Consider the following 14,508-nt stretch of genomic DNA (forward strand, 5'->3'; position numbering starts at 1 on the left):
AGAATAGTGAAATCACTGGCAAACCCAGGATGATCGTAACTAGGCGCGAATAGCCTTCCAGGTGGCATCGCCATACTCGCCCATATTAACGCTGCCGGAGGCCTCATTGCCTTCGACCTTCCCCTTGAACGTCCAGTGGATTGTATTTCCACCGACGGCCATACCGCTCGTCAGCTCCAGCTGATCGGCATGAATTGAACCTTTCATTGGAGCCTTGTAAATCTCACCGATATGGTTGCCGGTAATATCGTTGCCATTCTGACGGAGAGTAAATTTCTGCTCCCCGGTCCCTCTCGGATAGTGAATCGTCACGGCCCAGTCTCCCTCCACCTTCTCCGGTGTTCCGGTCGGGATGACAGGGTTTTCATAATGGCCGGGGTTTGTGAGTGCCTTGTAGACCGTGTCAGCGATGATCTTTTCATCACCTGCGTCCATCATGTAAGGCATAACGGTGATGCTGCTTTGCATCATCTCAGGGCGCTTACCACGCGCTCCTCCAATTGCAATACGAGGCGTGCCCTCATAAAGACGCGCCGAAAGCTCCGTTCCGGTGATCTTGAGGACATTCGCATCCCATGCAACCTCAAGCGTCGGCGCATGGTTGGAGAGGTCCTCAGGTTCGTGATAAGTGCACGTCACCGAGGGCAACCCCTTCATACGATCTTCGATCGTCTTCAGCCACACTCGCCACATCTTCTGCTCCGCGGCATGATCGCGTTTATACCACGTCTGCACAGCAGCGAGGATGCCCATCGCCTCTTCCTTGGAACACTTGAACGCGCGGCCATAGTTGTGATGCGGAGCCGCCTGAAAGTATGCAGCCTTACAGAGATCCTTCTGCCCCAGCATGATGCCTGACGACTGCGGTCCGCGCAGGCACTTGCCGCCCGAGTATCCGACCAGCGTAGCGCCGTTCTGAATATGAATATTGGGGCTGATCGGTTCTTCGGCTGCAGCGTCGACAAAGACCGGTACGCCTTTCTGTTTTGCGACCGCGCAAATGTTCTTGATACTCATCGGTCCGGAGGCATTGCCGGGATTCGACATAATGTAGATCATCGCGGTACGCGGCGAAATCTTCGCGGCCACTTCATCGATCGTCTCAACCTCTACGATCTCGGCGCCCACCATACGAACGCCGAAGTCGTACTGATTACGGGATGTCTTCGGGATGATGACCTGGTCTTTTTTCTTGATATAAGGCAGCGACTGCGATTGCTCGACATTCGTGCCGACCATGCAGGCCACGGTTGCCAGGCAGATGGCAGCCTCGCAGCCGGTCGTGGCAATTCCCCACTCCGCGCCCATCAACTTGCCCAATTGCGCTCCGATGCCGTCCATCATCTCGTCGAGATGAACGAAGTAGAAGGAGGCGTCATACATAGCCTGCTTCACTTCAGGCAAGGAGCGCGAACCACTGATGATCGTAAACGTCCCACGACCATTGATCATAGGGCGCACACCAATGCGGGTGAAGAGATTGTCTTCTGCCGTTCCTTGATGATCCGGGAGCTTATGCTGTCCTCCCTCAGCCGCCAGCATGGTTGCGCTGGCAACTGAGGGAGCGATAGCACTCGCTGCACCGAAAGCGGAGATCACCCCGGTCTGCTTCAGAAGATCGCGTCGCGAGACGCGCACTTTACGAACGAGCGACATGTGTCCGCCTTTCAAGGTAAGGTTTGTTCATCCAATGACATCGAGCAGCAATTACATATAGGCGATCAAGTCGATCTCGACCAACGAGTTGCCGGGAATACCGTTCGCTGGAGAAACCGTCGTGCGCACCGGAGGAGTATCGCCCCAGTTTGCCTGAGCATAGACCGAGTTCATCGCCTGGTAGTCCTTCAGGTCGTTCAGGTAAACATTGACCTTCAGAACCTTCTGCATCGACGAGCCGGCCTTGATGAGGTTCTTCTCCAACTCATCGAGCACATGCTTGGTGTGTTCTTCGATCGTTCCCTGGAAGTGAGCTCCAACGCCGGCGAGAAACACCATGTTGCCGTAGGTCACGATGCTCGAAAAGAGAGGCTTCTTGTCCGTGGTCGTTGGCACCTTGTCGTTCTGCGTCTTCGGCGGAACAGACTTCTTCTCCAACTTCCCGGAGACCTGGGCGTTCGCGGTCTGCGCCATAGCGGCGCCACCGGTAACAGCAACGGCAGCCTTGGCTGCGCTCTTGAGAAGACCTCTTCTTGACTGCTTTTCCATGGATATTCGCTCCTTGTGCGTGATGGTCAATCGAATGTTTAAGTTACGCCTTCTTTGTAAGAACCGAATGAAGACTGCGGCCAACGATCTCTGCCTCACCGGGCTGTAGCATCCATACGCCCACAACCAGTGTGTTCGCATCGGACGGAATGCCCTGATTCGGCTTGTGCCCCGAGTTTGGATTGAGCTCAATCGAAGGCTTCTGCGCACGCAGCTTCTCCAGCACCTCAGGCACAGTAATGCCCACAGTCGAAGGATCGAACTTCAGCAGAAGATGCGGCACATGATTCGCGATCTTTGGCGTGACCGTGCTGATCTGCATGGAAGGAACTCCTTTGACGGCATCGCCGATGATCTTTGCGCGATGGCTGTACTCAGCGATCATGGACTCCTCATTCTGATCCAGCAACCAATCCACTGCGGCCACCATACCGACGATCTGTTCCTTCGCTACCTTCATACCGCGACCGACTGCATCGCCATAAGGATTGGTATTCCGCAAGGCAAGATCGGTGAGGTGCTTTTTGCCCAGCAACAGGCCTGCATTCTGCGGGCCGCGAATTCCCTTGCCTCCTGAGAAACAGACGAGATCGAAGCCCATCTGCGTGTACTTCCAGAGATTTTCGACCGGCGGCATATCCGCAGCTGCATCAACATGGCAAGGCACGTTGTGCTGATGCGCGATCTCCAGCCATTGCTCACGACCGATCTCAGCCTGTGGACCGTCCTCTTCCTCAGCTGCATTGAAGAAGTTAGTCATGATGGTCTTTTCGCTGAAGGCGCGCTTGTAGTCATCCAGCGTAACCACCTCACGAATAACCGCGCCGGTAAGCATCATCGCATGGTCATAGCTGTAGCGATGCGACTTCTGCACAATGATCTCGTTCTTGAGGCTGGCTGCATCCTGCGGAAGTACGCCGGGCTTGTTGCCGTTCGCATTTGCCATGCAAGCCGCCGTCGCCAGAGTAATGGCACCCGAGGCTCCCGAAGTGACAAGAGCTCCCTCGCACCGAAGCCTCTTCGCCAGGTACTCTCCGGACTTCACCTGCAGCTCCTGGAGCCGAACCGGATGCATCGCAGCGACTTCTACCGCGCGACGAACCTCTGGAGGCATGCAAGCCGCGGTTAGCGTCGTATAGGTTCCTGCTGCGTTGATGATCTTCTCAACACCAAGCTTGTCGTAGTAATCCTGTCCTGCTGGCGCTGCAGGAGCTGCGACGGCTTCAACAGCGGCAGTTAAAGGAGCGGCGCCCACCAGCGCCATCGTGGCCTGCGATGCCTTCAAGAAACTACGTCGGCTAAAAATAGAGTTGTCAGTACCGCTGGACATTGCGTTCTACCCCTGTCTTTCATTGATGCACTTCAGAAACGGTCACAGAGCCCTCTCATCGAAAGGCCTTGCAAAAGCTTAGGATTGCTAGATCCTGCCAAACTGCTTAACGGCCTCTTCGATCGAATGGAACTTTTCGATGAAGGGATACATCGAGTGCTCGCTGTTATCCAGCTTCTGCGCAAGTACGAGAATGTCGGCTGCCTTATCGCGCGGAACGACAACAACACCATCCTGATCGGCAACGATAATATCGTTCGGATTAACGCGAACGCCATCGCAGTCGACCGGAATATTCATGCCACCGAAGCGATAATGCGTCACGGAGGTAGAAGGCACAGGCCCCGTCGAATAAACAGGAAAGCCAATCTTCTTCAACTGCGGCAGGTCGCGGACGCCACCATCAACAACAGCTCCTACGAAGCCCCGGGAGAACATCGCCGTGCCCATGAGACCGCCCATGCCAGCGATATCAGCACCGTCCTCGACCTGCATCACATACACGGAGCCAGGGCCACCGGAATCGATCGCCTTGAGCATCCCCCCCAAAGCATCAGCATCGTGATTCTCCTGCTTGACCAGCTTGACGGTGAGCGCGGTACCTGCAAATTTCGTGGGAAAGATCGCCTGCATCCGATGCGACATATAACGCTTCTCGTGCAGGGTCTGCTCCATGGCGTCAGAGACTGAAGCGGCCTCAACATGGCGGTAAGCATCCAGCATCGCGGCAGGATCTGCGTTATAGTCCGCCGCAGTCTTCACCGCATCAGCATGGACGATAAGTTTGGCTGTAAATAGTGAACCGCAGACGATAGCTGCGGTGGTAAAGATGCGCGTGGCGCGCGAACGAAAGAACGATGTCAGAACGGAATGCTTCAACGGTCCGGTACTCCTCAGGCAGATGGAAAGTAATGCCGACGTCAGGGTATCTGAAGTGAGGATAAAGTAGCGAGGCCGCCGGATAATTCGGCGGCCTCAGTAGGGTTAGAAGTTGATCTTTCCAGCCAGCTGCAGAACGCGTGGGTCGGTCTGCGTGCTGGTGATCGTACCGAACGTCGCCGTTCCCAGCTGCGGATTGCCGCTGGAGTTCGGATTGCTCGGGTTGGCGTGGTTGAACAGGTTGAATGCCTCGGCACGCATCTGGAACGTCATGCGATCGAAGATGGGGAAGTTCTTGAACATCGAGAAGTTCACCAACTCACGGCCTGGACCATGCGTATCATTGCGATGCAGATTGCCATAGGTATACTGCGCGGGCGTCGCAAAAGCGGTCGCGTCGATGCAGCTTGCCGAGGTTCCATTCTTCACCACGAAGTCCGCGGTGCAGGTGTTCGTGCCGGTGTGAACGAAGTTGGGGCGCTGGATACCGCTGGTGCCCGTGTTAGCAATATCTGACGAGAGACCGACGTTGTACGGCATACCAGTCTGCAGCGTCAGGATCATGTTTGCCTGCCATCCGCCGACGACCGTGCGGACGGCGTAGTTGGCACGCTCGAACTTCGGCAGCTCATAGAGAACTGTCGCGACAAAGCGGTGACGGATGTCCCAGTTGGAGTTACCGTAGTCGGCGTGAATATTGTACGGATTCATCAGATATCCACTACCATTCGCATCGTTCGAGGTATCCATGTTATGCGACCAGGTATAGGACAGATTCATGGAGAGACCGTGGTTCATCTGCTGACGCAGAATCGCCGTGAGGCCGTTGTAGGTCGACCAGCCGCCGTTGTAGATCTCACGAATCGCACCAAAGCTCTGGTACGGACGGCGCGAGTTGATCGTGCCAGCTCCAGGGGCAGGAGTATTAGGCTGCCACGAGAAGTCGAGGTTTACAGACTTCGAACCAAGGTACTGAAGCTCGAAGGCAGAGTTCTTCCAGAGTTCAACACCGGTGTCGACGTTCCACTGATACATACGGGGAGTCGGCAGGCGAGGAGCATCCGTGAACGCTGAGCAATAGCTTCCTGCAACGCTCGGATTGCACCCACCTGCACCGGCTACGCCGCCGCTGGGGTTCGAGAACGTGTTGACCGAGAAGTACGAGTTCGCATTGTAGACAGTGCTGTTCGCCAGAGGATAGTTACCACTAGCCAGCGTGAAGGCGTTCAGATGGTTCGGGTTGTAGTAGATACCGCCGCCGCCGCGGACCACAATCTTATCGGTTGCGCGGTAAGCGAAACCAAGACGGGGAGCCCACAGGTTGTTATTGGCGCCGGTGAACTGGAAGCCGGGCGTGGGAGTGAAAGCCGCACCACTGGTGGCAGTCGAGTTGGGAATTAGAGCAGTAAAGCTGGAGTTGAGGATGCGCGCGTATCCATTCAGCGAGTAGGGGATGGTGGGCTGCTCGTAACGGACACCATAGAGCAGAGTCAGCTTCTGGCTAACCTGCCAATTGTCCTGGACGAAGTAACCATTACGCCAGCTTCCAACCGAACCCTTGACCTGGAAGGTGGGCGTGGTAACGGTGGACGCATAACCGGAGACCATATCAGCCAGAGCATTGCCAGAGGCCGCGTTGGTGCAGGTCGCGTCAGTTCCGGGAACGCACTGCGTCGTGTAACGTCCGCTAAAGGTGAAGTTACCGCGGGGATCGTTCTGCGCCGCGCGTCCGATGGTCATGCGACGGATATCAGCACCGGCCATGATGTTGTGCTTGCCCTTAGTCCACGAGATCTGGTCATAGGCATGGACCGTACGGTCATCCTGCTTCCAGTTCGAACCCGCCGAACCTAGACCGAGATAGCCTGTAACGGCGACAGTGGGAATACCGGGGTTGTTGTTGTCGACGTCAGCGGTGAAACCAGGGATGCCCAGTGCGGAACCTGCACTATTGAGGCCATCTTGCGCAAATCCATTGTTGACGTTGCTGGTGAGAACGTTGAACCCAACCCGAAGGTCATTGATGAAGTTCGGCGTGATGATGTGCGTGTAGCCGATCATGCCATTACGGTCGGTCGTTGGCGAGTAAACGTTCGAGGTGGGAACAGCATTACCCTGCACGAAGGTTAACTTCTGCCAGAGGAAGCGTCCGAAGAGACGAACATTCTCGCCGATGTTGTGGTCGACACGATCCAGCGTCTGGTTCTGGACCAGGCTGACCGGAACATAACCGTTGAAATTGTTGCTGATGGCGTTGTTCGTCGGATTGGGGTAGTACTGCATCAGCTTCGCGGCAACAGGGTCGACGGGAATCTGGTTGTTCACGTATGGCGTAGTACGATTCGCAGGGTTGTACAACTGCGTGCTGGGAAGAAGCTCTGAGAAATCACCGGTGCGCATCTTCAGAGTCGGAACCGAACCGATGCTGAGGCTCTGCTGATACTGACGAAGGCCCTCATACGATCCCATGAAGAAGGTCTTGTCGCGGCCATTGTAGAGGTGCGGAATCACAACTGGACCGCTGAGCACGCCACCGAACTGGTTGAAGCGCATCTTCGCCGTCTTCGAGCCAGCTGCTGCCAGCCAGGGCTTGGCGTTGAAGAAGTCATTCTGCACGTAGTCGTAACCCGTACCGTGCAGCTGGTTCGTACCAGCCTTGGTGTCGGAGTTGATGTGGATGCCCATGTAGGCGCCGTACTGAGCGGTATAGTTACCGCTCTGAATCTGGACGGCCGAAACGGCATCGGGGTTCGGAGTGACCGGCGAGGACGAGATCAGCGAGTTCATGATCGTGATGCCGTCGAGGGTCAGCGAGTTGGTGACCTCACGCGTACCAGCGCCGATGTAGTTGGCTCCGGGAGGCGTACCCGTGAAGGAGGTCTTGGGTCCCTGGATGACGTTCGACGCGGTCGTGGCAAGATCCATCACGCGGCGCGTGTTCATCGGCAGGTTCTCAACCGTGTGGGTGCTTAGCGTGTCGCCGACGAGCGCATCGTCGGTTGACAGAGCAGGAGTCGCAGCTGAGACCGTGATTTCGGTGTTGTCCGAGCCAAGTGTAAGAGCGAAGTCCGTACGAACAGCAAAGTTCAGCTGCACAACGACGCCCGAGCTGGTCACCTTGCGGAAACCATTCATCTCAACGGTGACGTTATAGGTGCCGGGCGCTACGAAAGGGATTGCGTAATATCCCTGAGCGTTCGTATCTCCGCTGTAGGCAACCTTCGTGTCGCGGTTGACACCGGTAACATGAGCACCGGCGATGACACTGCCGCTGGGATCGCTGACCGTACCGACCAACGACGTATTATTTGCAACCTGCGCGCGCATCAATAGCGGCGTAAACAGCAACACGAGACAACAGACAAATCGTTTCACTGACACTCCTCCTCAAAATACCTGCTAGGGCAGGCTCATATTTCTCATTTAGATCGAGCAATAAGCGGCCACCGGATTGGGCCTAGTGGCACGTGATCATGCCGTGGAGCTAATCAAACTGTTTCTTTAACGAAGATTTCATTACGCGGAAACACGTCCGTCAATGGACGCATGGTGGGATGTTTCCTAGGCCAAATGCCTTAATTACATGAAAAGCCTATTGTTTTGAGTCTTTTTCCAGTTAATCGAGATGAACTAAACCGCGCTGCAAGGCGTAAATAGTTGCCTGCGTGCGGTCACGCGCACCCATTTTTTCCAGCAGAGAGCTCACGTGGATGCGCACAGTCTTCTCTGCGATCTTCAAATCTTCTGCGATCTCGCGATTGCTCCGACCTTGCGTAATGCAGGCAAGCACTTCGGTCTCGCGCGGAGTAAGGTCGACCGACGGCATGCGCTCCGCCAGGCGATCCAATGCGCCGTGCGGAAGATATCGAAGCCCACGATCTACGCTCTGAATGGCGCTGAGGAGTTCTTCCCCGCTGGCATCCTTGGTCAGATAAGCCATCGCTCCACTGCGAACAGCGCGATAGACATCCTCACTGCCCTGGTAGTTGGACAGCACAACGATACGAACCGAGGGAAACTCTTTTCGCAGGGAGACGATGACATCAAAGCCGCTGATACGGGGGAGCCTGAGATCAAGGACCACCACGTCGGGACGCAGCGAACGGAACATCGTGATCCCGAGCTCGCCATCGCCTGCTTCGCCAACGATCTCGATCTGTGGATGCCCGGAGAGCACGGAATGGAGGGCGACGCGAGCGAGAAAGTGATCCTCGATCAGAAGGACTCGAATTTGCTTCATATTCCGATCCAACGTATCACATGATGCTGTTGGTTAACGGGCTGCTGCATGGCATTGAAGGCTACTTTGACCAACACTTCCGTGCCACCGCCCACTGTTGTCTGGATACGAAAGCTGCCACCCAGCTTTCTTGCGCGCTCTTCCATCACAGGAATTCCAAAATGTCCCCGAGGAGAAACCGAGCGAATGGAAGGGACAAATCCGTTGCCGTTATCGCGAATGGAAAGAGCGAGCGCATCGATATCGTAACGAAGATTGACGACGATCTGTGAGGGCTGAGCATGACGAATCGCATTGGAGACAGCTTCCAGCCCAATGCAGACGAGATGATGCACACATCCGGGAGCAAGATGAACTTCATCGCCTTCTACATCGAGCGTCGTCTCGATCGAAGCCTGCAGATGACTCGCCGACAGTGCACGCGACAGTGCCTGAGAGAGGACATCCGTTACCTCTCCCGTATCGCGCAGATCCCAGATGATTCGTCGCGCCTCGGCCTGGCAGTGCGAGACCATGCTGCGGGCAAGGTCGCAGGACTTCGCCGCAGGCGTTGCCTCCGAGCCACTGTCCTTGAAGAGCTTCGCCGTGGCCTCCAACTGCCATGAGATCGCAGCAAATCCAGCCATCAGCGTGTCATGGCATTCGGAGGCAATCCGGTTTCTCTCCTCGAGAACAATTCCCAGCCGCCCGGTCATCAACTGCATTCTCCTGCGCAGCAGATACGCGGCGACGAACACGCCAACGATAGCGAGCACCGCGTAGAAGATCCACATCTCGTAGAAGCTGCTCTTGCTCTTCCGGGCGGTAGCTGCATTGACGTCGCCAGCTTCATTCGCAATGCCACGCGCCTCCACATCGCCTCGCGTGGCGCGCACAAGACCATTGGCATCCAGACGCCAGAGGCCATCGGAACTTGTCCCGATCCACAGGCTGCCTGCGGCATCGCCGGTCAGGGCCGTTACAGCCCCATGCACATTCGCACGCAGAACCGCATCATAAGCGACCCCGTCAGGAGAAGATGCCGGGGGGTCCTTACGCGGTTTCAGTTGATAGACGCCGGTGCGTGTCCCCAGCCAGATGCGCTGCTGCGGATCGTGATAGATCGCGACAGCGGCATCGCCGCTAGCCAGCTCAAGCACGATTCGGTGCACTGACCCCTTGCTCCAAAGAAATAGCCCGCCGCTGGTGACAAAAAACATGCCGCCGCTGCCGTCTTCGGCGAAGGGAGCGACGATCTCCTGGCTGACCCCACCGACCGCCGGCAACGCCTCCTGCCCTTCCGGCGTAAGACGTTCGATGCTGTCCTGTGTGCCAACCCAGAGAACGCCCTGGCGATCGTGGTACAGGCGCTGGACGTTGTTCCCTTGCGACGGCTGCTGTCCCGACGGAGCGATCTCAGGTGGCTGCGCATGTCCCGACGAAGTCCCGACGACGCTCCAGCAGGCAAACAGCGCAAGAGCCAGCGCATGCGGCACAATCGCACGCCGCAATCTTTGATTGAAGCAGGCCCGCCTTCTCGAGTTCAACGTGCTGATCATCACGAATACTGCCCTCCATCCCGCACGCGACAGGCTATGGGACGAAGAAATTTCCGGCTACTTCTCTAGCGCACCACATTTTCCCCACGGAAGCAATGGCACGCGTTGTAAAAAAGCGGGCAGGCTAAGCGTCAAGCGGCCGTTCCGGATGCACCGTAAGCCAGCAGATTGCTCCGAGGACGGCGAACGCCGCGGCCAACGCAAACGACGTCGTCCAGCCAAAGCGCTGCGCAATCCAGGGGGTCAGCGATGCAGTGACCGCGCCGCCGATCTGTCCGCCCATGTTCACCATGGAGGAGAACACACCCGAACTGCGTCCGGCGATGTCGTTCGACACCGACCAGAAAGAGCTCTGAGAGAGATAGAGCGCACCTGCGCCGCCAGCAAGGATGACACCGGCCAGTTGTGGACTCGATACCTGCGATCCAAGCACAAGAAACACTCCCGTGAACGCCAGAGCGACCGACGCCAGAACGCAGCGGCCAACGCGAAGACCGTAACGAGCTGTGAGGCGATCGCTGAGAGCTCCACCAACCAGGCAGCAGACTGTCATCGAGAGGAACGGCAACATCGAATAGCGCGCACTGGACTTAAGATCGAACCCGCGCACCTGCGCCATGTAGAGGAAAAACCAGCTGAAGAAGATCCATGCGACATAGCCAAACGAGAAGTAACCGAACATCAGCGCCGGAAGGTCGCGACGCCGCAGAATCGCCCGCAACGAGATCGAAGGCGCGGCATCGGCTGTCTTGGAGTTCACCGGCGTATAGCTCAGGCCATCGCGGATCTCGCGCAGCTCCGATTGGGAAACGGCCGGGTGCTCTTCCGGAGTATCGCGTGCCGCAAACCACCACACTGCACCCGCAATCAGGCCGATCACAGCGCTGAACCAGAACGCGGCGCGCCAGCCCTGGGTGCTGATAATCCAGGTGAGAAGCGGGGGGGTCAGGCCGCTACCAGCTCCGACGCCCGCAAAGATCAGCCCATTGATAAAGCCTCGCTCTTCGAGCGGCACCCAGCGAGCGACGAACTGGTTGGCCGCCGGATAGATCACCGCTTCACCCGCGCCCAGCGCGAACCGGATCGTCACCAGCAGAAGAACCGCATGTGCAATTCCGCTCGGCAGAAGCGCCGTCAATCCTGTTGCAATGCCCCACCAGAGCACGCCGAGTGTCAGGACACGACGCGGACCATAACGGGCTGCAAGCCATCCCGCAGGAAGCTGAAAACCTGCATAACCGATGAGAAAGGCGCTGAAGATCCAGCCGAGGCGCTGATTGCCAAGCCCATATTCGGTACTGATCTGGAGTCCGGCAATCGAAAGATTCGTCCTGTCGAGAAAGGCGACTCCGCTGAGAATAAAGAGCCAGAAGGCAAGAAAAAAGCGGATCCGCGTACGGCGTTCGTCTGACATGATGCTCCTGGCGGCTGGCTGAGAGCCTCCGCCTCAAGTTCTACAAGAATTTGCGAGATTGCCCCAGATCATCCGGGACGATTCGATATCGCCTTAGATGGTATCGGCCTAATGGAAGGCGATGCAAGGGCCATATGCCGTAATTACATTGCCGACGAGGCTATATCCAAGACATTTTGCAGGCTTCCGTATCTCGTAAACTTGTTCTATGACTAAGAATCGCTCCCCGCTTTACGTGACATCCCTGATCGCGGGCGCATTCTTTATGGAGAATCTCGACGGCACGATTATCGCCACGGCGTTGCCGCAGATGGCGCGAAGCTTTCACATCGGCGCCGTTAGCCTCAACATCGGCATGACGGCCTACCTGTTGACGCTTGCCGTCTTCATCCCCATCAGCGGCTGGGTCGCCGATCGCTTCGGCTCGCGCTCGGTCTTCGGCGCAGCGGTTCTTACCTTCACCATCGCCTCTCTTCTGTGCGGTGTCTCCAAAACACTGACAGAATTCACCCTGATGCGCATCCTGCAGGGCGTGGGCGGCGCGATGATGGTCCCCGTCGGCCGCCTCATCGTGCTTCGCAACACGCCGAAGGACCAGCTGGCACAGGCCATTGCCTACATCAGTTGGCCCGGCCTGACGGCGCTCGTGCTCGGACCCGCACTTGGCGGCTTCATCACCACCTACTGGTCCTGGCACTGGATCTTCTTCCTCAATCTTCCCCTCGGAATCGTCGCCCTCGTCCTGACGATGCTCTGGATCGAAAACACCCGCGCTGAAGAGGTTCACCCCTTCGACTGGCTCACCTTTGCCCTGGGTGGCGTGGCCTCTTCCGGTGCCGTCTATGCCATGGAAAAGCTTGGCGGTGAGGGCGAGCACTGGCAGACGCCCACCATCATCTTCGTCCTCAGTCTGCTCAGCGGATTTCTTGCCATCGCCAGCGCACGCCGTCGTCCATTGACCTCCTTCATCGATCTGGAGTCGATGAAGCTGAAGTCCTATTCCCTCTCCGTCTACGGGGCAAGCCTGTTCCGCATCTCCGTCTCCGTGCTTCCCTTCCTGCTGCCGCTGATGTTCCAGATAGCCTTCGGCATGAGCGCCTTTCACTCCGGCCTCTATCTTCTGGCTCTCTTTGCAGGCGACCTGAGCATGAAGTCCGTCGTCATTCAACTTCTGCGACGCTACGGCTTCCGCCAGCTCCTGATCGTGAACGGGCTCATCACTACCGGCTCCATGGTGGCCTGCGCCGCGCTGGGACCATCCACGCCTCCTGCTCTCATCGCATCCATTCTCTTCTTTCACGGTGCCTGCAGATCGTTGGAGTTCACCTGCATGACGACTCTGGCCTACTCCGAGATTCCCTCCAACAAAATGAGCCGCGCCAACGGTTTCCTGAGCGCCATCATGCAGCTGAGTATGGGCATGGGCGTCGCCGTAGGAGCAATCACGCTGCGCTTAATCGCACATGGACGCGGCCATTCCGCCGCCATGCCGCAGCTTGCGGACTTCCGCTACGCCATTCTCGCCGTAGCGGCACTCTCCCTTGGCCCGGTCTTCGACAGCCTCAGCCTGAGGCACGACGCTGGCGCAGCCACCAGCGGCCACGTGCAGCCCGTGATCGAAACCAATCCTGCCTGAGCCTGCATCAGCCACATCGACCGGGACCGAATGACTACCCGGCAATCTCCCTGAAATCTGCCAGCAGCTCGTTAATACGATCCTCGCGAGAATCCCACGAAAACATAAATCTCGCTCCTCCACCGATGAAGGTGTAGAAGCGCCATCCACGATCCCGCAGCGCCTGAAAGACCTCTTCGGAGGCCCGAACGAACACCGCATTCGCGTCGACCTCGAACATCACGTCAATCCCGTCCAGCCCTTTGATGCCCTCTGCGAACCGTTGCGCGCAGGTATTCGCATGAGCCGCGTTGCTCAGCCATGAGCCGTTCTCAAGCATCCGTATCCATGGCGCGGTGAGAAACCGCATCTTCGAAGCCAGCTGCCCGGCCTGCTTACAGCGATAGTCAAAATCCCGCGCCAGTTCGCGGTTAAAAAACACAATCGCTTCGCCTACAGCCATGCCGTTCTTCGTGCCGCCAAAGCACAGCACATCGACACCGGCCTTCCATGAGATCTCCGCGGGAGTGCAGCCCAGCGATGCGCAGGCATTGGAAAAACGCGCACCATCCATATGCAGATGCATCTTGTGTGAACGCGCCGTCTCCGCAAGCGCGGCAATCTCATCGGGGCGATACACCAGCCCCGTCTCCGTCGCCTGCGAGATCGTCAGCGCACGGGGCGGAGGAAAGTGGATATCGCTTCGCCGCAGGACAATCTCTCGTACCACCTCGGGAAGGATCTTGCCGTTGGTGGTCGCCACCGTCAGAAGCTTCGACCCATTAGAGAAGAACTCCGGCGCACCGCACTCATCCGTCTCCACATGCGCGCTGTCAGCACAGACGACGCCGTGATAGGACTGGCACAGGCTGGCCAGCGCCAGCGAGTTTGCCGCTGTCCCGTTAAACGCAAAGAAGACCTCGCACGGGTACTCGAACAGTTCGCGAAACATCTCCGCCGCACGGCTCGTCCATTCGTCTTCGCCATACGAACGCGCATAGCCCACGTTCGCCTCAGCCATCGCCTCCCAGGCATCCGGACAGATACCTGAATAGTTATCGCTGGCAAACTGCTGTGGCTGTGAATCGATAGAATCCTTCTCTTGACTCGTCGGTAACGGCATGAAACTGATTCCTCTTTCTCTGGGAGCCAAAACTCCTGCATCTGCAAGCATAAGAGCGAAAGGTTGGGAAAACAAACCTCTATGCTTCTGCAAGAAGGGACAAATTCCTTCACGAAGCGACGAGCTAGAAACCTCTTATCTCTTATATCGGTTCATTGCGAAGG

At 57.2% G+C, this 14,508-nt stretch carries 10 protein-coding genes; 1 reads left to right on the forward strand and 9 read right to left on the reverse strand.

Translation table 11 applies throughout. The annotated features are described in order from the left end of the window. Nucleotides 1-39: 39 nt before the first annotated feature. The 8 genes from PW789_RS11890 to PW789_RS11925 all read right to left on the reverse strand — a co-directional run bounded on the left by PW789_RS11890 (nt 40) and on the right by PW789_RS11925 (nt 11,606). Nucleotides 40-1,656: a PLP-dependent transferase gene (locus tag PW789_RS11890; RefSeq protein WP_299376439.1), complete on the reverse strand. Its 1,617-nt coding sequence runs from the start codon at nt 1,654-1,656 to the stop codon at nt 40-42. Nucleotides 1,657-1,707: 51 nt separating this feature from the next. After that, nucleotides 1,708-2,205 (reverse strand): RidA family protein, encoded by a 498-nt coding sequence (locus PW789_RS11895; RefSeq protein ID WP_299376440.1) that lies wholly within the window; start codon nt 2,203-2,205, stop codon nt 1,708-1,710. Between the two features lie 43 nt (nt 2,206-2,248). Beyond that, a complete protein-coding gene (locus tag PW789_RS11900) occupies nt 2,249-3,490 on the reverse strand; it encodes a selenocysteine synthase (RefSeq protein WP_367182546.1) in 1,242 nt (413 codons plus the stop codon). A gap of 132 nt (nt 3,491-3,622) precedes the next feature. Continuing rightward, the gene (locus PW789_RS11905) at nt 3,623-4,414 is read right to left on the reverse strand and encodes an RraA family protein (protein ID WP_299376442.1); all 792 of its coding nucleotides are present in this window, start codon (nt 4,412-4,414) and stop codon (nt 3,623-3,625) included. A 105-nt stretch (nt 4,415-4,519) separates the two neighbouring features. Continuing rightward, nucleotides 4,520-7,789 carry a TonB-dependent receptor gene (locus PW789_RS11910; protein ID WP_299376443.1) on the reverse strand — a complete coding sequence of 1,090 codons (3,270 nt, stop codon included), beginning with the start codon at nt 7,787-7,789 and terminating at the stop codon, nt 4,520-4,522. A 241-nt stretch (nt 7,790-8,030) separates the two neighbouring features. Beyond that, nucleotides 8,031-8,654 carry a response regulator transcription factor gene (locus PW789_RS11915; RefSeq protein WP_299376444.1) on the reverse strand — a complete coding sequence of 208 codons (624 nt, stop codon included), beginning with the start codon at nt 8,652-8,654 and terminating at the stop codon, nt 8,031-8,033. Continuing rightward, nucleotides 8,651-10,192: a two-component regulator propeller domain-containing protein gene (locus PW789_RS11920; RefSeq protein ID WP_299376446.1), complete on the reverse strand. Its 1,542-nt coding sequence runs from the start codon at nt 10,190-10,192 to the stop codon at nt 8,651-8,653. The genes PW789_RS11915 and PW789_RS11920 overlap by 4 nt, the downstream gene beginning before the upstream one ends. A gap of 124 nt (nt 10,193-10,316) precedes the next feature. Next, nucleotides 10,317-11,606 (reverse strand): MFS transporter, encoded by a 1,290-nt coding sequence (locus PW789_RS11925; RefSeq protein WP_299376448.1) that lies wholly within the window; start codon nt 11,604-11,606, stop codon nt 10,317-10,319. Nucleotides 11,607-11,814: 208 nt separating this feature from the next. Here PW789_RS11925 and PW789_RS11930 point away from each other — a divergent pair, with 208 nt between their 5' ends. Then, nucleotides 11,815-13,242 (forward strand): MFS transporter, encoded by a 1,428-nt coding sequence (locus tag PW789_RS11930; RefSeq protein WP_299376451.1) that lies wholly within the window; start codon nt 11,815-11,817, stop codon nt 13,240-13,242. Nucleotides 13,243-13,276: 34 nt separating this feature from the next. Here the strand turns inward: PW789_RS11930 and PW789_RS11935 are convergent, their stop codons facing one another. Beyond that, on the reverse strand, nt 13,277-14,344 hold the full coding sequence (locus tag PW789_RS11935) for a low specificity L-threonine aldolase (protein WP_299376453.1): 1,068 nt from the start codon (nt 14,342-14,344) through the stop codon (nt 13,277-13,279). Nucleotides 14,345-14,508 lie beyond the last annotated feature (164 nt).

The organism is Edaphobacter sp., assembly GCF_028283685.1.
Lineage (GTDB): Bacteria > Acidobacteriota > Terriglobia > Terriglobales > Acidobacteriaceae > Edaphobacter.